This is a genomic window from Ensifer adhaerens (assembly GCF_028993555.1).
Lineage (GTDB): Bacteria > Pseudomonadota > Alphaproteobacteria > Rhizobiales > Rhizobiaceae > Ensifer > Ensifer adhaerens_I.
On the sequence record NZ_CP118610.1, the window covers coordinates 1730526 to 1752349 of the forward strand.

Consider the following 21824-nt stretch of genomic DNA (forward strand, 5'->3'; position numbering starts at 1 on the left):
CACCCGAACGTTCGACCGGTGGCGATACCACTCCTTCAGAATGCAGGCCGGAGACGTTTTCATGTCACTTTCTCTCGATGCAGCGGTGGAACATTTCCCGATCGCAGGCACGTTTACGATCTCGCGCGGCTCAAAGACGACGGCCAGCGTCGTCACCTGCCGAATCAGTGACGGCCTCCATGCCGGTCTTGGAGAATGCGTGCCCTACGGCCGCTACAACGAAACGCTTGATTCCGTGCTTGCCGAGATCGCTGCCATTCGGCCACGTGTCGAGGCCGGCCTCTCCCGCGGCGAGCTCCAGCACGAGATGAAGCCGGGCGCTGCGCGCAACGCCGTGGATTGTGCGTTGTGGGATCTGGAAGCGAAACACAAAAACAAGCCTGTTCATGTGCTTGCCGGAATTTCTTCGCCTCAGGAACTGACCACCGCCTACACACTTTCGCTGAGTGAGCCCGACGCCATGCGCGAACAGGCGGCGAAATATGCGCATCGCGCCCTCTTGAAGATCAAGGTCGGAACGCCTGACGACGCCGCCCGCATCCGCGCCGTCCGGGCCGGCGCGCCCAAGAGCCGCATCATCCTCGATGCCAACGAGGGCTGGACGCCCGAAACCCTCGCCTATCATTTCGCGATCTGCGCCGAGGAACGGATCGACCTGATCGAACAGCCGCTCCCGGCCGGGCGCGACGAGGCGCTGGCAACGATCGCCCGACCCGTACCCATTTGCGCGGATGAAAGCGTGCACGCGACCGGGGACCTCGCGGCCCTCGTCGGCCGCTATGACGCGGTCAACATCAAGCTCGACAAGACCGGCGGGCTGACAGAGGCCTTGCGCATGCGCGCGCAGGCAGATGCGCTCGGCCTCAAGGTCATGGTTGGCTGCATGGTCGGCAGTTCGCTGGCGATGGCGCCGGCGATTCTGGTCGCGCAGGGTGCCGATTTCGTCGATCTCGATGGGCCGCTGCTGCTCGCGCAAGACCGGGCGCCCGGCTTGCGCTATGAGGCCTCGCTGGTCTTTCCGCCGGAGCCCCGTCTCTGGGGCTGAAGGTACCAGGCGGCAATCGCAAAGCAGCAGCCGGCGAAGGCGACGACCGACATCGAATAGAACCCCTTCACCCCGTACCAGGCGTAGAAGTATCCGGACAGGAACGTGAAGATCGCGGTGAAGATGCCGGTATAGAAGAAATAGAGGCCCTGGGCCGACGCTTCCTGGGATTCCACCACCCGTTCGACGAGCTTGTGCTGCATGCCTGTGTGCATGATCGCATAAGTGAAGGCGTGGAAGCACTGGAGGATGAAATAGCCGCCGAAACCGAGATCCATCGGGAAGATGATCCAGCGTACCACGGCCAGAAAACAGCCCGACAGGATCATCACCCAGACGCTGAAACGGCGGCTGATCGCCTTGGCGAAGATGAACATCGTGACTTCCGCCGCCACGCCCGCGCTCCAGAGCAGCCCGATCTCCGTGCCGCTGTAGCCGATGTGCTGCCAGTAGATCGCCGAGAAGGCAAAGAGCATGGCGTGGCTGGCGTTGACCAGCGTTACCCCGACCAGGAGGAGCTGCAGGTCGAGCTGCCGTAGAGACTTCGGTGGCGGCTCGGTGAGCGCCGTGATCGGCGACGGCCTGCGCGGCTTGCCGACACGCGGCGCCGCAAAGGCCATGGCAATCGTCAGGCCGAAACCGATCGCCATCGCCGGCAGCACCATGTCGCTGCCGAATATGCCGACCATCCAGCCACCCAGCATCGTTGCACCGATAAAGGCGACCGAGCCCCAGAGCCGCATATGGGCATAGTCGAACCCCCAGCGCCTAACGCCCGAAAGCGCGATCGCCTCGACGATCGGCACATAGGGGGAATAGACGGCCGACTGCAGCGTGTAGATGACCAGCACGGGCCAGAAGTCGCGGAAATAGAACAACACCAGCGCGGTTGCCAGCGACAGGAACCCGGACCAGATCAGCACGATCGCCCGCTCGCCAAGGCGGTCGGCGATGACGCCGGCGATCGGCGCGGTGATGACGCGCACGAACATCGGCAGTGCCAGCACCACGCCGATCTCGAAATCGGTCATCGAGAGCGTGCTGAGCCACATCGGAAAATACGGCATCGCGAAGCCGTTGACGATCAACGGCGCGCAGAAGAGCAAGGCGATGCGAAGCGCGAAATGGCGCGGCGGAGGGCCCACGGATGCGGGCGCTGAGGAGGGAATCATCGGCTGACCTGATGGCTGTGCCTGATCTCTAGCACAGCCCAGGCACGCCTCGCCATAACCTAGTTTTCGCGACAGAGCCGGACGACCGCGCCCGAGATTCAGGCGGCGCGCTGGGTCAGCAATTGGGCAAGCAACCTGTCGGCTTCACCGGAGGCTTCGCCTTCCAGGGCGCCGCCGCGCATCTGGTGCCAGGTGATGAGTTCCATCGTGCCGTCGTGGTGCTCGGCGATCGCCGTACAGCTTTCCACCCAGTCACCGGTATTGATGTAGCGGATATCGCCGATGTCCTCGATGACCGCATGGTGGATGTGGCCGCAGATCACGCCTCGGGCGTCGTGCCGGCGGGCTTCCTCGGCAACCACTTTCTGGAACTCGCCGATGAAGTTGACGGCATGCTTCACCTGGAGCTTCGCCCAGGAGGAGAACGACCAGTAGGGCATGCCGAGGCGGCGGCGGATGGCGGCCAGACCGATATTGATGGCAATCGCCGTGTCATAGGCCCAGTCGCCGAGATAGGCGAGCACGCGGGCATTGCGGACCACGACGTCGAACTCGTCGCCATGCAGCACCAGATAGGTACGGCCGTCCGCGCCTTCATGCATGTAGCGTTGGGCCACCTCGATGCCGCCGAAATGCACACCGGGGAAATCGCGCAGGAACTCGTCGTGATTGCCGGGGATATAGACGATGCGAGTGCCTTTGCGGGCCTTGCGCAGAAGCTTTTGCACCACGTCGTTGCAGTTCTGCGGCCAGTACCAACTGCGCTTCAGCCTCCAGCCGTCGACGATATCGCCGACGAGCACGATCGTCTCCGCTTCGTGATACCGCAGGAAATCGAGCAGGAAGTCCGTCTTGGCGGCCTTCGACCCGAGATGGACGTCGGAGATGAACAACGTCCTGAGCTTTCGTACGGAGTTGTCTTGCTGCGCCGTCATGCCAGCCTCGTCTTCAGTTACGCTTCCTGCCCCCGTGAAAACCAGACTCGTGTTTCAGGAAGATGACATGAGCGCCTTGCCGCCGGTCAGGCCGCCGAAATCAACACGGCAAAACTGTACCTTGCTCCGAATTCATGCCAAAAGGCACGACCACGAATGAGGAATGTGAGAGCATGAACACGGGCGACAAATCGAAATCCCAAACCGGTCCGGCCAGCGGCGACATCGACCAGCAGGCCCTTTTCTTCCACCGTTATCCTCGCCCGGGAAAGCTCGAAATCCAGCCCACCAAGCCGCTCGGCAACCAGCGTGACTTGGCGCTTGCCTACTCGCCGGGTGTGGCCGCGCCCTGCATCGCCATCCGCGACAACCCGGAAACGGCTGCGGATTTCACCGCACGCGCCAACCTGGTCGCTGTCATCTCCAACGGCACGGCCGTGCTTGGTCTCGGCAATATCGGCCCGCTCGCCTCCAAGCCGGTGATGGAAGGCAAGGCGGTTCTCTTCAAGAAGTTCGCCGGCATCGACGTCTTCGACATCGAGATCGATGCATCGAGCATCGATCGCATGGTCGACGTGGTCTCGGCACTGGAGCCCACATTCGGCGGCATCAACCTTGAAGACATCAAGGCGCCAGAATGCTTCGAAGTGGAGCGGCGCCTGCGCGAAAAGATGCAGATCCCGGTCTTCCATGACGACCAGCACGGAACCGCCATCATCGTTGCCGCCGCCATCCTCAACGGCCTGGAACTCGCCGGCAAGGACATCGCCAAGGCGAAGATCGTCACCTCGGGTGCCGGCGCCGCGGCACTTGCCTGTCTCAATCTGCTGGTGACGCTTGGCGCCAAGCGCGAGAACATCTGGGTCCACGACCTCGAGGGCCTCGTCTACAAGGGGCGCGAGGTGCTGATGGACGAATGGAAGTCCATCTACGCACAGGAGAGCGACAACCGCGTGCTCGCCGACAGCATCGGCGGCGCGGACGTGTTCCTCGGGCTTTCCGCTGCCGGCGTCCTGAAGCCGGAACTGCTGGTGCAGATGGCGGAAAAGCCGCTGATCATGGCGCTTGCCAACCCGACGCCGGAAATCATGCCGGAAGCGGCCCGTGCCGCCCGTCCGGATGCAATGATCTGCACCGGCCGCTCGGACTTCCCGAACCAGGTCAACAACGTCCTGTGCTTCCCGCACATTTTCCGTGGCGCGCTCGATTGCGGCGCAAGCACGATCAACGAAGAAATGAAGATGGCCGCCGTGCGCGCCATCGCCGGGCTTGCCCGCGAGGAGCCGTCGGACGTTGCCGCCCGCGCCTATTCCGGTGAAACCCCGGTTTTCGGCCCCGACTACCTGATCCCCTCGCCCTTCGATCAGCGTCTCATCCTGCGCATCGCGCCGGCGGTCGCCAAGGCGGCTGAGGAAAGCGGTGTCGCCACCCGTCCGATCCAGGACTATGACGCCTATCTTGACAAGCTGAACCGCTTCGTCTTCCGCTCGGGCTTCATCATGAAGCCGGTGTTCGCCGCCGCGAAGAACGCCCAGAAGAACCGCGTGATCTTTGCCGAAGGCGAAGACGAGCGCGTACTGCGCGCCGCCCAGGTGCTGCTCGAAGACAGCACGGCCCGGCCGATCCTGATCGGCCGACCACAGATCATCGAAACGCGCCTGCGCCGTTACGGCCTGCGCATCCGCCCGGATGTCGATTTCGAAGTGGTGAACCCCGAGGGCGATCCGCGTTACCGCGAGTATGTCGAGGACTATTTCGCCCTCGTCGGCCGCCTTGGTGTCATTCCGGAAGCCGCCCGCACGATCGTTCGTACCAACACGACCGTCATCGGCGCACTTGCCGTCAAGCGCGGTGAAGCGGACGCCCTGATCTGCGGCGTCGAGGGCCGTTACAGCCGGCACCTGCGCGACGTCTCGCAGATCATCGGCAAGCGGGAGGGTGTGCTCGACTTCTCCGCCTTGAGCCTGCTGATTTCGCAGCGCGGCGCCACCTTCTTCACCGACACCTATGTGAGCTACTGCCCGAGCGCGGAAGAGATCGCCCAGACGACGGTCATGGCCGCCCAGGAAATCCGCCGCTTCGGTATCACGCCGCGTGCAGCGCTGGTGTCGCATTCGAACTTCGGGTCGCGTGATTCGGAAAGCGCCACCAAGATGCGCAAGGCGCTTCAGCTCGTGCGGGAACTCGCGCCCGATCTCGAAGTCGACGGTGAAATGCACGGCGATGCGGCGATTTCGGAAGCGCTGCGCCAACGCGTGATGCCGGACAGCAGCCTTTCAGGTGAAGCCAACCTCCTGGTCTTCCCCAATCTCGATGCCGCCAACATCACGCTCGGCGTCGTCAAGACGATGACCGACAGCCTGCATGTCGGCCCGATTCTCCTGGGTTCGGCGCTTCCCGCGCACATCCTTTCGCCTTCGGTCACATCGCGCGGTGTCGTCAACATGGCGGCCCTCGCGGTCGTCGAAGCCAGCCATCCGGGCTGAAATGATACCGCGGAGATCGCCTTCGATCTTCGCCGACATCGGGCGCCAGACCGGCGCCCCCAATGCCATATCCAGGCGTCGCGCAAGTGTTGAGCGCGACGCTCTATCGCCCGAGAATCACAGCGGAATCATCCTCTGTCGCCCGCTCGCGCGATCCGGTCGCGAGGACCGGCAATCGATAATTGCAAAATTGGTATTACACACCAAACAGGTAAGTTTGCGCTGGACAAAAGGTGAACCCCTAACCATGCTGGGGCCTCGGGCGAGATTCGGTGTTGTGGCATGACTGAGCAGCAGGCTGTCCTCGACATGCTGGAAATCCTGGAATGCGGGGGCTGTGTCGAGCCCGCTCATTTCTTTACGCTGATGCGCCGTACGTTCCGCATCGCCCATCTCCTGTACCTTGAAGCCGAGCCCTATGCGGACGAGCTCAAGATCTGCCGGCTGCATCACACCTTCGGTGCCTATGCCGCCGAGATCTACCGTTTGCGCGGCCTTCACCGGATAGATCCCATCCTGAAGCTTGCGCTTGGCGGCGTTCGCCCGGTGGAGTGGACGATGGCCCGGCATCGTTTTCCCGACTGCGAGCCGCTGTTCGAGGCGGCGCAGGAGATCGGCCTGTCGACGGAGGGTGTCGCGCTGCCGCTGCCTTCGCCCGCCGGCCGCATGGCGCTGCTGGCGATCAACGTCAACATGCCGGCCGACGAATGGACGGCCTATCGGCGCCAACATCTGCGTGATTTCCAGCTCGCCGCGAATCTTTTCCACGCGGCCATGCTGGAACATGGCGCGATGGCCGGCGGCCTTTCGGCGCGCGACATGCGCCTCACCGGTCGCGAAACCGAGGTGTTGACCTGGGCCGCCGCCGGCAAGAGCTATTGGGAAATCGCAACGATTCTCGGCATTTCCGAACGCACCGTGCGCTTCTTCATGACCAATGCGCGGCGCAAGCTGAATGTCGTCTCCAATACGCAGGCCGTCGCCCAGGCGGTCCGCCATGCGCTGATCCCCACCGTTTGACGCAGCTCGCGCCAAGTCCCTCCCAAAACCCCTCGAAATCTATTGGGAAATATCGCTGATTTAAACTGTCACTACCGACAGTTACGCAGCCGCCGCCAGCCTGACAGCATCCGCCCATCCCAAGACAAGGATGGAGAAAACGATGATCAGGATCCTGAACGGCAAGACCCGAGCGCAGCACCCGCAGGCCGTCGACGACATGTTCCGGTTGCGCAAGCGCGTCTTCCACGATTTTCTGAAGTGGGACGTTCAGACCGACGGCGAATGGGAAATCGACAACTACGACACGGCAAACCCGCTCTACGTCTTGTCCTACGCGCCCGACGGCCGGCTGCGCGGCTCGCTGAGGCTACTGCCGACGCTCGGTCCCAACATGCTGGACGATACTTTCCCGATCCTGCTCGGCGACAATCCGGAAATCCGCAGCGCCTCGGTGTGGGAATCCAGCCGTTTCTGCATCGAGCCTGAGATTTCGCAGGACCGCGCCTCCAACCAGGTGACAGTTGCGGCCGCCGAGTTGATGTGCGGCGTCGGCGAACTGGGCCTTGCCTCTGGCATCAGCCATATCGTCACGGTCACCGACGTGTTCCTGGAGCGCATGTTCCGCCGCATGGGATGCCCGGGCGAGCGCATTGCCGACCCCCATCGCATCGGCTCGGTCTTTGCCGTCGCCGTCGCCTGGGAAGTGACCGACGGCCTGCTTCAGCGCATGAAGGCCGTCGCCGCCATCGAAGGCACCGTTCTGGACCGCCCGATGTCGCTCGAAACCGCCCGCGCCGCTTGAGCGCATCGGTCGGCTGGAGCCATTAACGCAAACCGCTGCTTGTCGTTGCACGATCACCGACAAGCTCTATGATGGAGGTGAAACAGGAATTGCCGCTGGCAGCCGCCCATATCAGAAGGCCGGCATCGTGCGGCAGCAGGAAGAGACTTCGCCCGTGTTCCCGCGCTTGAAACACGTCGCCGCGGTGCTTGTGCCGCTGACCCTGGTCGGTGCCGATCCTTTGCTGGCATCGACCGTGTGCGACCGGCTGAATACCCGGCTTGCGCAACTGCCCGACTTCGTCGCCACCAATGCCGATGCCCGTGACTATGCCAGCGCCATCTCGCGACAGAACATCGAGTTGCGCCGGGCGAAGAACGACCGCCGCCGCGCGGCCTGTGGTGGCGGCAGCGTCGACACCTTCGATGGTGGCGACCCTGATAGCTGCGGCGAACTCGACAGCCTCATCGCCGAGATGGAAGACAATCTGCGCATGCTGAAGTCGGAGCGCGAGCAGATCGTCGCCGGAGGCAGCGATGACAGCCGTCGCCGGATCCTTGCCGCGCTCGAGATAAACGGGTGCTACGGCAACCGCGAAGAATTTGCGAGCGTCGAGCCCGAAGAGCCCGAGACGCACCGCAACATCATCGCCGATCTGCCACCTGATGACGCCTACGGGCCGATGCTCGGGCGTGACGAAGACGGCTATGCGCCGCAGGGTAGCTACTATCACGGCACGCTCAGAACCATGTGCGTGCGCACCTGCGACGGCGCCTTCTTCCCGATCTCTTCGGATGCGACCCCGGCCGATTTCCCGCGCGACGAACAGGCCTGCCGGGCGCGCTGCCCAGGCGCCGAAACGGAACTCTACTTCCACGATATCAACACGGAAGAGAGCGAGCAGATGGTATCGGCCGTGACCGGCCTACCCTATGCCGAAATGCCCAATGCGTTTGCCTATCGCACCCGCGGCGTCAGCAAGCCCGGCATGTGCGGCTGCCAGATACCGCAGACCGCCGCAACCTCACCGAAAACCACAGGCACGATGACCAGCGACGATCAGTCGTCCATCGTCGTGATCGAAACCAAGAAACCGGCAGATACCATGACAGCCAAGGCGCCGCCCGAGGAGCGGCCGTACGATCCGGCGAAGAGCAAGGTGCGCGTCGTCGGCCCGACCTACCTGCCGCAGGAAGAAACCTCGATCGACCTCAAGCACCCGAAGGGACCGGCCTATCAACCGGTCCAGAACTGATTGCCGGCGCCATCTTAAAGCGCGTCGCGATCTCCCAGATGTGCTCATTGCGCCTTAAGTTCTTGATAGTTCTCATGCCATAATCGCAAAACCGCTGCGCACCTTTGCGTGACGGGCGTTAGGAACTCTCACTGCAGTTGCCCCAGCCTTCCTCGAACACCAGTTCTTCCAGCGGCAGGCGCTGCCGCCATCCCTTCACCGCCAGCTCAGGCTGCTGGTAGAGGCGATCAACATAGCCGAGGCAGAGCCAGGCGACGATTTCGATGTGATCCGGGATGCCGAGAATCGCCTTGATCTCCTCCTCGTGAAAGATGCTGACCCAGCCGACGCCAACCCCTTCCGCGCGCGCCGCAAGCCACAGGTTCTGCACGGCACAAACTGTGGAATAGACATCCATCTGCGGATTGTGCGTGCGCCCGAGAACGACCGCGCCGCCGCGCGTGCGGTCACAGGTGACGCAGATGCTGAGCGGTGCCTTGCGAATGCCTTCGAGCTTCAGCGAGCGATACTTGCCCTGCTGCTCTGCCGCAAACATCGAGGCGGCCTCGTCATTGGCACGGCGAAACGCCTGCCAGACGCGCTCGCGCGTTTCGGCCCCCCGCACCAGCACGAAGTTCCAGGGCTGCATGAAGCCCACCGACGGCGCGTTGTGGGCTGCCGCGAGCAAACGTTTCACCAGATCATCGGGAAGAGGCTCGGGCAAGAACTCGTCACGAACGTCGCGGCGTGTTTCGATGGCGCGGTAGACGGCCTCCCGCTCTTGCCGCGAGAAGGCACCGGCGGTCGCAAGGCCGCCCTTCGGTTCAGTCAGCATCGTTCGATCCCCAACAATGCGAAACCTCCCGCCGTCCACGCGGGGTTCGGTCTATCTCGCCAGGCCGGTCTTCTGACTTCGGTTCAACCGGTCGCCTCACCTTCCCAGATCGATTGAAGATCCAGTGGCAAAACCTTGAATCAATTCAAGGCTCTTCGAGAGGCGACCGTCCCCGTCACAGCGTTGGGCACGTTCCGGAATGAAACCGGATTCCCGATTCTCCCGCTCGCGCGGGCACCTGACGGCGTCATAAGGGCACAGCCGCCGGGGAAAGACAAGCGCCGTCTAGAGCGGCGCCACCGGATGCGGAGAGCCGTCATAGCCGCCCCAGACCGACTGGTCGAAGCAGATCACCGATCCGGTCATCAACCCGGATTCGGCCGAGGACAGATAGGCGCAGGCGCGCGCCACTTCTGCCGGATCGACGAGCCTGCCGAAGGGTTGGCTGGCGGCCGCCTTTTCGAGCCAGTCCGCCGCAGCACCGTGAAACTCGCGCTGGATGCGGTCTTCGCCTTCGGATGCCATCCAGCCGATGTTGAGGCCGTTGACGCGGATGCGATTGCGCAGAAGCGCATAGGCGGTGTTCTTGGTCAGTGTCTCCAGCGCCCCTTTCGACGAGCAATAGGCCGCGATGAAGGGCTGCCCCGCCATCGCCGACATGGAACCGATATTGACGATCGTGCCTTCGGTTCGTTCGCGCCGCATCACCTTTACCGCCTCCTGCATGAGGAAAAACGGCGCCCGTACATTGATGGCGAACATCCTGTCGAAGAGTTCCGGCGTCGTGTCGAGGATCGTGCCGCGATCGGTGATGGCGGCAGCATTCACGAGCGCATCGACCCGGCCGAACTCCGCGTCACAGGCAGCAACGACCCTGCGGGCGTCCTCGACCTTTTCAAGATCGGCCTCGACATAGACCACCTTCGCAGCGCTGGCCTTGCCGATCTGTTCGGCCTTCGCATGCCCCTTGGCAGCGTTGCGTCCGCAGATGACGAGGCCCGCCGCGCCTCGTTCGGCGAATAGGCTTGTGATCGTCGCGCCCAGCCCTTGCGTGCCACCGGTGACGATGGCGATCTTGCCTTCCATTTGTCCGCTCATTGAAACTCCCCCTTGGATGATCGTGTAGAACAGGTGCGGCCCCCGGGCGAAACGCACCGGGAGCCAATCGCATGTGCTGTCGGGCCGTCAGCTCAACTTACGCTTTGCCTGCGCCTCGAGTGCCGCTTGAAAATCCGGCTCACTCGTTCCCGCAGCCAGTGCCTCGCGCATCAACTGCGCCTGGGTCTTCGGCGCCAGTCCGCCGAGCGGTGGATCGCGATCGAGATTGGTCGGGAACGAGTAGCCCTCGGCACAGGAGGCGATAGCATTGGCAGCCTCCGCCGCAGTCAGCTTGCCGTCCTCAACCAAGGCCTTCAAGGCCGGATAGAGCGCCCCGCTCATTGTCAGACGATCGACCGTTTCCATCGCCCGGCCAAACGCCGAGGACACCTGCAACAGGTTCGCCACACGGCGGATGTCGGCAGAGCGATTGTTGCCGGCGGCGTGGAAGAGCGCCGGATTGAAGAAGACGACATCTCCCTTTTCTAGCGGGAGCTGGACATGGTTCTCGTCGAAATAGGCCCGGAACTCCGGCCGGTTGAGCGCCAGGTAACCCGGCACATAGGTCTGGCTATAGGGCAGGAACAATGTCGGTCCGCTTTCAAGCGGCATGTCGCAATGGGCGACCGCCCCTTGCAGGGTCAGCACCGGCGAGAGCTTGTGGACATGCGCCGGATAGCGCTCGATCACCGCGGAGGTCTGGAAGCCGAGATGGTAGTCCCGGTGGGCCGATTGGGCCGCCCCGCCCGGATTGACCCGGTTGACCTGCGCCGTCATCTGATAGTTCGGCCCCAGCCAGGCTTCGCTGACGAGCGCGATGATGGCATTGCCATAGTAGGCTGCAAAGTTCTCCGGCGCCTTCAGGCAGTGCTTTTCCAGCGAGTTCCAGATGCGATCGTTGGCGCCGGGCTTGGCGAAGTGATCGCCGCCGCCGCTGTTGCTGCGATGCTGTTCCTCGATGATCTCGTCGAAGACGGTGCTTGCGATATCGACCGCGGCGGTGTCTGCAAAGGCGCGCTTGAAAACCGCCACACCCGGGCCGGTCGCCAGCGCCTCACAGATTTCGGCAAGCACCGCCCTCCGTGTCTCGGCATTGCCGCAAGCAGCAATCAGCTCTTCGCTGTTATAAATCAGCACGTTCTTGTCGCAGCTTGAAGCATAGGGATAGTCGGCGAGCTTGGTCCGGCGCTCGACTTCCGCGCGGAAAGTCTCGATGTCGCAGGCCTCTTCGGTGAGCCAGACGCGCTCGATCCGCTGCCTCGCACTGTTGTCGGTCTTCATCCCGTTTCCTCCTCTGGAACATCTTGATGGACACGACTATAGGCGGCGGCAAAACATGATATAGAGCAAGAATCCATCAAAAATCCATCAGGAGCGCAGCGGCGATGGCCCATCCCTTTCTGGTCAAGGACATCGCCTTTCAGGCAGGCCTCAGCACCGCGACCGTCGATCGCGTACTCAACGAACGTCCGGGGGTACGGCGGCAGACCATCGCCAGGGTTCGCGCAGCCATAGAGGAACTGGAGAAGCAGCAGGCCGGGCTCGACATTCAGGGTCGCAAGTTCGCGATCGATATCGTCATGGAGGCGCCGGAACGCTTTACCGATGCGGTGCGGCGGGCCTTCGAAAGTGAAGCCATGACCCTGGCGCCGACGATCTTTCGCTGCCGTTTTCACTTCGCCGAGACCATGCGCCCGCAGGACATCGTCCAACTGCTCGACCGCATCCGCCTGCGCGGAACCGACGGACTGGTCTTGAAGGCACCGGATGTGCCCGAGATCGTCAGCGCCGTGGCGCGCTTCGAGGCAAGCGGCATCCCCGTCGTGACGCTGGTGACAGACCTGCCCCATTCGCCACGAACCGCCTATGCGGGCGCCGACAACCGGGCAGCGGGAGAAACGGCTGCCTATCTGATCGGCGAACGCTTTGCGGGGGCGCCGGCGACCGTCCTCGTGACGCTCTCCAGCGGCCGCTTTCGCGGCGAGGAAGAGCGGGAGATCGGCTTTCGCCGGGTGCTGCGTCAGCACTATCCGACAATCCGGATCGTCGAGATCAGCGAGGGGCATGGCCGCGATAGCGAGACAGGCGCGCTGGCCGACGCGGCACTTGCCGCCAATCCCGATATCAATGCCGCCTATTCGATCGGCGGCGGCAACCGTTCGGTGCTTGCAGCCTTCGACCGCCTCGACCGCAGCTGTGCGCTCTACATCGCCCATGATCTCGACGAGGACAATCTGGCGCTGCTGCGCGCGCGGCGCATTCACTTCGTCCTGCATCACGATCTGAAGACCGACGCGCGCACGGCGTTCCGCACGATCATGCTACACGGCCGTACCCCGATCGCCGCGGTAGGCCCTCAGCTTTCGGCAGTGGTGGTCATCACGCCCTATAACGTGCCGGAGTAGGAAAATCGCCGGAACCGCCCGGTCCGGCGGTCGGCTCTTCGCCGGAGGTTCCGCCCGGCAGCACCGTATCGTCAGCGGTCTCGACGCGGTTGCGGCCACGCCGCTTGGCAAGATAGAGCGCCTCGTCCGCCGCCAGCAGCAAGGCACGCGCGGTCAGGCCATGGCGCGGCGCAAAGGCGATGCCGGCGCTGCCACCGACGACGAGCAACTGGCCGTTGAACGCGACCGGTGTTTGCGCATCGGCGATAAGACCGGCGGCAAGCCCGCGGGCTACGGTCTCGCTGCAATCGCCGAGAATGATTGCGAACTCGTCGCCACCGAGCCGCGCAACGGTGCCCTTGGGCCCGGCGCGGTTGCGGAAACGTTCGGCCATGGCGACGAGGACAGCGTCGCCAGCCGCGTGGCCGTGGCGGTCGTTGACCGCCTTGAATTCGTCGAGGTCAGCATAGACGAGCGTGAATGGGTGGGTCTTTGCCCGCAGCAGCGCCGCCGCCAGCATGTCGTCGAATCCGCTGCGATTGAGCAGCCCCGTCAGCCGGTCGTGTTTGGCCAGATGCCGGTTGAGCGCCTCGCTGTGCTGCAAGGCGGCAAACAGCGTCGAGAAGCGGAAGGCAACGAATGCCATCAGCAGCGCCGCGACGATCGCCATCATGATGACGCTCGGCAGCAGCTCGGCGCGCACGAACCCGCCAGGCGATTGCGGCATCCACGCCGCCACCAGACAGGAGGCGTCGGAGCAACGCCCGACGGACGCATAAGCGCTGCCCTCCGGTCGCTCCGTGAGGGGAACGAAGGCCAGCCCGCGCACACCCAGCCGCGCCGCAATCTCGCGCGTCATCTTGGGCGTCACTGGCCGCACAGAAACCAGGAATACAGGCGCGCGGCGTTCAGCCGGAACGACCAGTGTTTCCGGGATAACCGCCTGAACGACGGCCACACTCATGCGCCCCTCGATCTCGCGCAGATCCACTGCGTGGATCCCTGGAACGGCCGGCATGACCGATTGCGGATCGGGAGTGACGACGTCGAGTACATAGGAGCCGTGGTTGTTTCTGAGCGCGTTTTCGTAGCGGCGCCTGGCTTCCTCGACGAGATCGCCGACTTCATCGAGAGGCGCACCGGCCGCTCGTGCCGATACCGCTGCGCCATCATTCAACGCCGTCGAAACGTTGTGCTCGACGTCTGTCAGGATCAGCCAGGAAAAGCCGTAGTCTTCCCACAGCCAGCCCGACATCTCGTCTGCAATGAAGGCATCGCTGACGTGCCCTTTGGCCAGTTCCTGATAGGTCTTGTCCCAGAAGGAAAGCTGCGCCTGAAACTGAACGACCGCATCCATCTGGTGGCGCAGTTCGTTTGCCACCAGCCGACGCTCCGCCGAGAGGCCGAAACGGTCCGCTTCGTCGACGGACCGATCCAGAACGAAGATGAGGCTCGCGATGATCAGGACGGCGACCAGGGTGCAGGCGACATGGATCGCCCAGACCGTTCTGCTCCGCTTCGCCAGCCGCAAAGTCTTGTCCATGATGCGATCGCCCCCTCGTCGGTACCGGCCATCACGAGCAGCTTGGCACTTCGGAAAATGCGATGCTCGACGACGGCTGCCGGTACGGTCCGCACCCTAGCGATCAAAATCGAAGTTTGGCTTAAATAAGCTGGTGTTGAAATACTTAACGATTTCAACCGACTGAATCCGCCGGCAATCAGCAGTCGCAGATGGATTGCAGGGAGCGCAAACAATGTCAGCGCTCCCCATTTGAAGGCGGTGTTCTATTTCTCAACGACTGCAGGGCGCAGCAACGCGATGATCTCGCCGTTGCCCTTGTCACGCGCCAGATCGCGTATCGAAGGGCCGGCGACGCCGTCACGTATGCTGGCGTTTGCGCCTCGTTCGAGAAGCAGCCGCACAGCGGCCGCCTGCCCGTTGACCACGGCGAAGGCCAGTGGCGTCATCCAGTCCTGCTGCGGTTCCGGACGGCCGCGTCCCCGGAACCTGCCGAACGGCGTCTCGAGCAGCTCCGGCTGCCGATCGAGGATCGTGGCGACGCGTTCGACCATGCCGAAGGATGCTGCCGAAAAGATGTCCAGCGGCTGCTCCTTCAGAAAGCGCACCATCTCGGTCTTGCCGTTGTACTCGGCCCAGCCGATGGGCGGAGCATGGTGGTAGGGATCGCGGGCCGTTGAATTGGCACCGTGATCGAGCAGCAGCCTCGCCATTTCGACATGCCCGTGCAGCGCCGCCTCGTGCAGCGGCGTGCGCGACGTCATTCGGTTGACGTCGAAGCCGAGCGACAACATGAGTGCGGCTTCAGCGCGCTTGTCATCACCCGCCGCCTCGTGCAGAAGCGCCGGATGCGCGGCCTGCACGCGCGTGATCAGCGTCGGATCCGCATCGACGAGTGCCCTCGCCTCATCGGCCTTCTTTTCTGAGATGGCCCGCGCCAGCCGGTCGACATCTTCGAGCGGTGCTTCCGTCGCTCCACGCGAAACAAGATACTCAGCCAGCGCCGCGTCACCGCCGAGCTCCGCCCATTGATAGGGTGTGCGCCCCTTGACGGGTCGATTGACGTCTGCCCCATGCGCGACCAGCAGCCGCACGCGTTCGCCCATGCGCTTTTCAAGCGCCCAGGCGAGCTGGTAGTCGAAAACGCGTTCGCCATTTTCAACGAAGCCGCCGTCGTTGCGGACCAGCCAATTGTTGCGGTCGTTGGCGCCGAGGCCATAGTCGAGCAAGAGCTTCAAGCAGCTGTTGTCCGGCTGGAACATCCGGTTGTAGAGCGCCTGGCTGTCGTTGGCCCGGGCACCGGCATCCAGCAAGATCCGCGCGAAAGCGGCGCAATCCGGATGTTGCGGCTGCCGCTCCGGGCCGGCCTCGCCTTCGCCGAAGACGCCTGTCAGCGCCGTGAAGCGGTACTGACCGTCGTCGAGCCAATGCGCACCGGGATCGGCACCCCGTTCGATCAGGCGCCGCCCGGCGGGCAGCGAGGAATGCTCGGGAACCCGGGCATAGGCGGCATAGAGCAACGGCTCCCAGTCATAGGGGCCGCTTCGCTTGGCTGCGAGCTTGGGATCACGGTCGAGCCAACGATCGATCGCCTCCGCGTCTCCAAGGGCCGCGGCCACATGAATGCTGTCCTCGGCGATTTCAGGATGCGCCTGCAACAAGGTCAGCGCCTGCGCGAACCGATCGGGGTCGGCCGGAATGTCGCCAAAATAGGAGACGGTCGCGAGCGCAAGAAAGCGGTTTGCAAGCTGCTCCGTTGCCGGCTTCGCCGCTCCTGCCTGTTCGAAATGCCGCTTCAGCCGCGTCCAGCTCGAAAAACCGAATTCGCGGGAAAGTACGAGTTGGGCATCCTGAAGGCCCATCGCGGCAGGATCGGAGAAGTAGGGAAGCGCCCGCTGCCGTGCACTGGCATCGCCGGCCTTCACGGCTTTCAGAAAAGCCTTGGCCTGCTTGCGGATGGTGTCGAGGGTAAGGTTCGCGGGGAAATCGCGCGCGATCATGAAAGACCTCCTTTCATTCACGTCCGGTATCCGCGCCCACAGACTGAAAAGAGGTGTGGCAACCAAGTTCAGTGAGACAGGTGGGCCTTGCCCTTCCCGCGGATCGGATGCGCCCTGCGAACGAGGCCATCGCTAGCACGCCGCACTGATACTTGTCCAGCGTTGTCAGCTTTCCGGCTGATAGCGAACGAAGGCGAAGCGATCGCCCGATGGCGACCAGTTGGGAACATTGATCGTTCCCTGCCCGCCGAAAAGTTCGAAGAGGATGTGCGGGTTGCCGCCATCCATATCCATCAGCCGCAGGCGGACGTCGAGATCGCGCGGATGATCGAAAACGTCGCCGTCATAGGAAAGCACCAGCAGGTGCTTGCCATCCGGCGACGGATGCGGAAACCAGTCGCCATAGGGACTGTCGGTGATCCGGGTGATATCGCTGCCATCCGGCCGCACGCGCCAGATCTGCATGCACCCCGTCCGGCTGGAGTTGAAATAGATCCATTCGCCATCCGCCGACCAGTCAGGCCCGTCGTTGCGGCCTTCCCCGTGGGTCAGCCGCTGCTCCTCGCCGCCATCAACCGAAATCGTGTAGATGTCGAAGACCTGGTCGCGGATGCCGCAATAGGTCACCCTTCGTCCATCCGGCGACCAGCCGTGCCAGTAGGATGGCAGGTTGCGGGTGACGAGCCGCGGCGTGCCGCCTGCAGCCGGAAGCAGATAGATCGCCGACTTGCCGAACTCCGTCTTGTCGCTGATCGCGATGGTGCCGCCATCCGGCGAAATGCCGTGATCGTTGTTGCAGAGAGTGGCAAAGCCGGTGTCGATCTCCGTCGGCTCCGAACCGTCAAAGCCGAGGCGATAGAGACGACCGTCGCCGTTGATGATCAGATGCGTTCCGTCCCGCGACCAGTTCGGTGCCTCGACCAGCCGATCCGTCTGCCAGACGATCTGCGTTTCACCGGTCGCAATGTCATAGGTTTCGACGGAACTGCGCATAGTGTTCTCCCCCCCGGCAGCAAGGCCGCTATCTGCGTTCGTCGCCCGTTTCAGGCATCGCCAGGATCTTGGCGCAGACCGACTGCATCAGAATTGAATTGCGTTGGTCCCGAAAGCTCGAAACGAGGCCCCAGGCCAAGAGCAGCAGAATGCAGACGAAGGCGACGCCGAGGATAACGACGCTGCCGGTGGCAAGGCCGTAGACACCGAAGACGGCCGGTGTCGCGAAATAGGCGATCTGCGCGGAAACCTGCCTTGCGGCCGAGACGTCGCTCACCGACCATAGGCGCATCAGCCGGATTTCCTCGTCCGTGAACCGACGATATTGGTCCGTGCCGTCGTGCCCTTCGCTGGAGGTCGTCACATCCTAGCCCCGATCACGGAAGCGGTTGGTAATCGGGTAACGGCGGTCGCGGCCAAAATTCTTCTTGGTAATCTTGACGCCCGGCGCCGACTGCCGCCGCTTGTATTCGGCGATGTAGAGCAGGTGCTCGACCCGGTGAACCGTCGCCTCGTCATGACCGCGGGCCACGATCTCGTCGGTCCCCATCTCCTTTTCCACCAGGCATTCGAGAATGTCGTCCAGCACCGGATAGGGCGGCAGCGAATCCTGGTCCGTCTGGTTGGGCCGAAGCTCGGCCGAGGGCGCCTTGTCGATGATGTTGTGCGGAATGACCACGCCGGAGGGTCCAAGCGCGCCCGGCGGAACCGTGGTGTTGCGCCAGCGCGAAATCGCGTAGACCTCCATCTTGTAGAGGTCCTTGATCGGGTTGAAGCCGCCGTTCATGTCGCCATAGAGCGTGGCATAGCCTACCGACATCTCCGACTTGTTGCCGGTCGTCACAACCATCGAGCCGAACTTGTTGGAGATCGCCATCAGGATTGTGCCGCGCGTGCGGCTCTGCAGGTTCTCCTCGGTGATGCCGGACTCAGTCCCTTCGAACGTATCGGACAGAGCGCTCAAGAACCCCTCGACCGGCTCGGAGATCGGCACGATATCGTAGCGGCAGCCGAGCGCTGCGGCACATTCCTTGGCGTCCTTCAGCGATTCCTGCGAGGTGTAGCGATAGGGCAGCATGATGGTACGCACCCGCTCCTCACCGAGCGCATCCACGGCGAGTGCAGCGCAGATCGCAGAATCGATACCGCCGGAAAGACCGAGCACGACGTTCTTGAAGCCGTTCTTGTTCACGTAGTCACGGAAGCCGAGCATGCAGGCGCGATAGTCCGCCTCCTCCTGCTCCGGCAACCGCGACTTGAGCCCGCTCTCGCAATGCCAGCCGCTATCGCCCTTCTTCCATTCGACAATGGTCACGGCCTCTTCGAACTGGCTCATCTGGAAAGCCAGCGACTTGTCGGTGTTGAAAGCGAAGCTTGCGCCGTCGAAGACCAGTTCGTCCTGGCCGCCCAGCTGGTTGGCATAGATCATCGGCAGGCCGGTTTCGAGCACCTGCTTCAGCACCACCTGGTGGCGTACATCGACCTTGCCGCGGTAGTAGGGCGATCCGTTCGGCGACAGCAGGATTTCAGCCCCGCTTTCGGCCAGCGTCTCGCAAACACCGAGGTCGCCCCAGATATCCTCGCAGATCGGAATGCCGATGCGCACGCCCCGGAAATTGACCGGCCCCGGCATCTCGCCCTGATCGAAGACGCGCTTTTCGTCGAACTCGCCGTAGTTCGGCAGATCGACCTTGTCGCGGATTGCAATCACCTTGCCATCGTCAAGCACGGCAACCGAATTGTGGCGCCCGGACTTGGCCTGACGCGGGAAACCGATGATGACGCCCGGGCCTCCGTCAACCGTTTCGGCAGCCAGCTTTTCGACCGCCTGCAGGCAGGCCTTCAGGAAGGCCGGCTTCAACACGAGATCCTCGGGCGGATAGCCGGAAATGAACAGTTCCGTCAGCAGCAGGAGATCGGCGCCCTGGCGCGCCGCGTCGGCACGCGCCTCGCGCGCCTTGGCCAGGTTTCCGGCGATGTCGCCCACCGTTGGATTGAGCTGGGCGACTGCGATGCGCAGGATCGAGGGAGCGGTCTTGTGAGCGGTCATGAGCGGGCCTGTCGGTCTTTTCTGAGCGATTGCGTCTGACTTTCGCAATGTTCTTTAGCGCAATCCGCGGGAAAATACCCACAGGCAATCGCCGACGGGCAAAAAAAACCGAAAAATTCTGTCTTTCCCGGTTCTTATGAACGACCGCTACAGCGCCCTCACGTCACGAAAAGCTGTTCTCAAACCCCGTTAAGAAACCATTCATCCCCTGTTCAAAATGACGGGCGTATGACAGTTACACGACACATTTATGAAACTGGAGAATACGTTGGCTAGTATCGATTCCGCTGTCGCGAGAGGTTCGCGCGTCTACGTCGATAGACCCGGCTTCACCGCACGGCACGCCAAGACGCTTGCGGCCACCCGCAGCGCATTGTTCTCTTTGTTCGTCGCGACCTCGCTGGTCTTCCTCGTCGAGCTGATCGTGCGTCAGTCGATGTCCGATGCGGTCGCCTATATACTCGACCCGACGCGCCCGGCGCTAACCACCGTCGGCGCATTTTTCCTGATCATGCTGGCCGTCGATGGCATTTTTGGTCGCGAGCACAAGTCGGCCGTGGTGATTGCGCCGCTTGCCATCATTCCCGCCGTCGTCTGCCAGCAGAAGCAGGTCTTCCTGTCCGATCCGCTTTATCCGACGGATTTCCTGTTCGGCCGTCAGATCATGGAACTGATGCCGGTGCTGGTGAAGGATCGCCCCTGGACCGCCATTGGTATCGCCGTCGGTCTTGTCGCTGCGGTCATCGCCATCGCTCTCCTGTTGCGTTTCGCCTGGCGGACCTTCCCGAAGCTGACGACGCGCGAGCGTGTTGCCCGTCTCGCTTTCGCGCTGCCGCTGCTTGTCGCCTTCTGGAACATCATGGATTACAACCAGTTCTCCTGGATCCGTGACCGCCTGAAGGTCATCCCCATCATGTGGGACCAGACGGAGAACTATAAGCACAACGGCTTTGCACTCGCCTTCGCCATCAACCTGCCCATGGCCAATGTCAGCGCGCCTGCCGGCTACATGGCCGACGCCATCGACCGCATTCCGGTGAAGCCGCTTCCGGCCGGCACGTCGCATCGCGGCAAGCCCGACGTGATCGTGCTGATGAGCGAGTCCTTCTGGGATCCGACGCGCCTGCCGAACGTCAAGCTCTCGCCCGATCCGATGCCGACGATCCGCGAGATGCAGTCGGGCAACGTGTTCTCGCCGGAATTCGGCGGCATGACCGCCAACGTCGAGTTCGAGGCGCTGACCGGTTTCTCCAACGCCTTCCTGCCCTATGGCAGCATTCCGTACCAGCAGTATATCCGCAACCCGATCCCGTCGCTCGCCACCTTCTTCCGTGGTGAAGGCTATGTCTCGCGCGCCATCCATCCCTTCCAGAGCTGGTTCTGGAACCGCACGGCGGTCTACAAGGCCTTCGGCTTCGACATGTTCAAGTCGGAAGAGAACATGCCGCCGATGCAGAAGCGTGGCATCTTCGCCTCGGACGAATCGCTGACCCACGAGATCATGCGTCAGGCCGACGCGATGGACGATCCGTTCTTCTTCTTCGCCGTCACGCTGCAGGGCCACGGCCCCTACGAGGCAAACCGGTACGCCAAGAACACCATCAAGGTCGAAGGTGACTTGCCGGAGGCGGATCGCCAGGTGCTCGCCACCTATGCCCAAGGCATCAAGGAGGCCGACGAGAGCCTGAAGATGCTGATGGACTGGGCCAAGAAGCGCGATCGCGAAACGATCATCGTGCTCTTCGGCGACCATCTGCCGCCGCTGAACACGGTCTATACCAACACCGGCTTCATGAAGGGCGTGACCGCGGAGCGCAAGGGTTCGAAGGACCAGATGAAGGCGCAGCATGAAACGCCACTCGTCGTCTGGTCGAACAAGACTGGCCCGAAGAAGAACGTCGGCACGATCAGCCCGGCCTTCCTCTCCTACCAGATCCTCAAGCAGTCCGGCTACGAGCACCCCTATTACACCGGCTTCCTCGGCAAGGTGTACGACCAGTATCGCGTCGTCGACCGCTACATGCTGATCCGCAAGAACGGCAAGGAAGTCGCCGAATGGTCGCGCCAGCCGAAGGTGCCCGCCCTTCTGCGCGACTACCGCTTCCTGCAGCACGACATGATGTTCGGAGACCGCTTCTCGACCGATCGGTTCTTCAAGTCGCACGCCGATCTCTTCGCCAGCGTCGAGGCCCACTGATCGAAGGGGCCGGAGCAGCCGTCAGCCGCTCCGGCCCCTCATTTTCCGGTGGTGCCTGATTTCCTTGCGACGCTGAAGCGCTAGATTGTC

The 21824-nt window shown here is 62.9% G+C and carries 17 protein-coding genes and 1 riboswitch; of the genes, 7 read left to right on the forward strand and 10 right to left on the reverse strand.

Annotation, left to right across the window (positions count from 1 at the left end; genetic code table 11):
• Nucleotides 1-61 precede the first annotated feature (61 nt).
• The gene (gene dgcA, locus PWG15_RS08400; RefSeq protein ID WP_275023939.1) at nucleotides 62-1045 is read left to right on the forward strand and encodes an N-acetyl-D-Glu racemase DgcA; all 984 of its coding nucleotides are present in this window, start codon (nucleotides 62-64) and stop codon (nucleotides 1043-1045) included.
• On the opposite strand, the gene PWG15_RS08405 is transcribed toward dgcA, so the two are convergent.
• A complete protein-coding gene (locus PWG15_RS08405) occupies nucleotides 997-2217 on the reverse strand; it encodes an MFS transporter (RefSeq protein ID WP_275023940.1) in 1221 nt (406 codons plus the stop codon). The two genes, dgcA and PWG15_RS08405, sit on opposite strands and share 49 nt — an antisense overlap.
• A 98-nt stretch (nucleotides 2218-2315) precedes the next feature.
• Complete coding sequence (locus PWG15_RS08410; RefSeq protein ID WP_275023941.1) at nucleotides 2316-3152, reverse strand: UDP-2,3-diacylglucosamine diphosphatase; 837 nt, start codon at nucleotides 3150-3152, stop codon at nucleotides 2316-2318.
• Between the two features lie 173 nt (nucleotides 3153-3325).
• Here PWG15_RS08410 and PWG15_RS08415 point away from each other — a divergent pair, with 173 nt between their 5' ends.
• From PWG15_RS08415 to PWG15_RS08430, 4 genes are all read left to right on the forward strand, one after another.
• Nucleotides 3326-5638 carry an NADP-dependent malic enzyme gene (locus tag PWG15_RS08415; RefSeq protein ID WP_275023942.1) on the forward strand — a complete coding sequence of 771 codons (2313 nt, stop codon included), beginning with the start codon at nucleotides 3326-3328 and terminating at the stop codon, nucleotides 5636-5638.
• Nucleotides 5639-5920: 282 nt separating this feature from the next.
• A complete protein-coding gene (locus PWG15_RS08420) occupies nucleotides 5921-6658 on the forward strand; it encodes a helix-turn-helix transcriptional regulator (protein ID WP_275023943.1) in 738 nt (245 codons plus the stop codon).
• Nucleotides 6659-6800: 142 nt separating this feature from the next.
• Nucleotides 6801-7442 carry an acyl-homoserine-lactone synthase gene (locus tag PWG15_RS08425; protein ID WP_275023944.1) on the forward strand — a complete coding sequence of 214 codons (642 nt, stop codon included), beginning with the start codon at nucleotides 6801-6803 and terminating at the stop codon, nucleotides 7440-7442.
• Nucleotides 7443-7569: 127 nt separating this feature from the next.
• On the forward strand, nucleotides 7570-8676 hold the full coding sequence (locus PWG15_RS08430; protein ID WP_275023945.1) for a DUF2865 domain-containing protein: 1107 nt from the start codon (nucleotides 7570-7572) through the stop codon (nucleotides 8674-8676).
• A gap of 118 nt (nucleotides 8677-8794) precedes the next feature.
• Here PWG15_RS08430 and bluB read toward each other — a convergent pair whose 3' ends face one another.
• The 3 genes from bluB to PWG15_RS08445 all read right to left on the reverse strand — a co-directional run bounded on the left by bluB (nucleotide 8795) and on the right by PWG15_RS08445 (nucleotide 11869).
• Nucleotides 8795-9490 (reverse strand): 5,6-dimethylbenzimidazole synthase, encoded by a 696-nt coding sequence (gene bluB, locus PWG15_RS08435; protein WP_275023946.1) that lies wholly within the window; start codon nucleotides 9488-9490, stop codon nucleotides 8795-8797.
• 45 nt (nucleotides 9491-9535) lie between these two features.
• Nucleotides 9536-9747: riboswitch (cobalamin riboswitch) on the reverse strand.
• Nucleotides 9748-9775: 28 nt separating this feature from the next.
• The gene (locus tag PWG15_RS08440) at nucleotides 9776-10588 is read right to left on the reverse strand and encodes an SDR family oxidoreductase (protein ID WP_275023947.1); all 813 of its coding nucleotides are present in this window, start codon (nucleotides 10586-10588) and stop codon (nucleotides 9776-9778) included.
• An 87-nt stretch (nucleotides 10589-10675) separates the two neighbouring features.
• A complete protein-coding gene (locus PWG15_RS08445; protein ID WP_275023948.1) occupies nucleotides 10676-11869 on the reverse strand; it encodes a phytanoyl-CoA dioxygenase family protein in 1194 nt (397 codons plus the stop codon).
• A 104-nt stretch (nucleotides 11870-11973) separates the two neighbouring features.
• On the opposite strand from PWG15_RS08445, the gene PWG15_RS08450 reads away from it, so the two are divergent.
• Nucleotides 11974-12993: a LacI family DNA-binding transcriptional regulator gene (locus PWG15_RS08450; protein WP_275023949.1), complete on the forward strand. Its 1020-nt coding sequence runs from the start codon at nucleotides 11974-11976 to the stop codon at nucleotides 12991-12993.
• Here PWG15_RS08450 and PWG15_RS08455 read toward each other — a convergent pair.
• The 5 genes from PWG15_RS08455 to PWG15_RS08475 form a co-directional block, all read right to left on the reverse strand.
• On the reverse strand, nucleotides 12968-14515 hold the full coding sequence (locus PWG15_RS08455) for a sensor domain-containing diguanylate cyclase (RefSeq protein WP_275023950.1): 1548 nt from the start codon (nucleotides 14513-14515) through the stop codon (nucleotides 12968-12970). The two genes, PWG15_RS08450 and PWG15_RS08455, sit on opposite strands and share 26 nt — an antisense overlap.
• Before the next feature lie 245 nt (nucleotides 14516-14760).
• Nucleotides 14761-16494 (reverse strand): ankyrin repeat domain-containing protein, encoded by a 1734-nt coding sequence (locus PWG15_RS08460; RefSeq protein WP_275023951.1) that lies wholly within the window; start codon nucleotides 16492-16494, stop codon nucleotides 14761-14763.
• A gap of 165 nt (nucleotides 16495-16659) precedes the next feature.
• Nucleotides 16660-17487 carry a TolB family protein gene (locus tag PWG15_RS08465; protein WP_275023953.1) on the reverse strand — a complete coding sequence of 276 codons (828 nt, stop codon included), beginning with the start codon at nucleotides 17485-17487 and terminating at the stop codon, nucleotides 16660-16662.
• Nucleotides 17488-17515: 28 nt separating this feature from the next.
• Entirely contained in the window at nucleotides 17516-17851 is a 336-nt protein-coding gene (locus PWG15_RS08470; RefSeq protein WP_275023954.1) for a hypothetical protein, read from the reverse strand.
• A 3-nt stretch (nucleotides 17852-17854) separates the two neighbouring features.
• Nucleotides 17855-19537, reverse strand: coding sequence for an NAD+ synthase (locus PWG15_RS08475; RefSeq protein ID WP_275023955.1), 1683 nt, complete (start codon nucleotides 19535-19537; stop codon nucleotides 17855-17857).
• Between the two features lie 268 nt (nucleotides 19538-19805).
• On the opposite strand from PWG15_RS08475, the gene PWG15_RS08480 reads away from it, so the two are divergent.
• Nucleotides 19806-21734, forward strand: a complete 1929-nt coding sequence (locus tag PWG15_RS08480; RefSeq protein ID WP_275023956.1) for an LTA synthase family protein — start codon at nucleotides 19806-19808, stop codon at nucleotides 21732-21734.
• Nucleotides 21735-21824 lie beyond the last annotated feature (90 nt).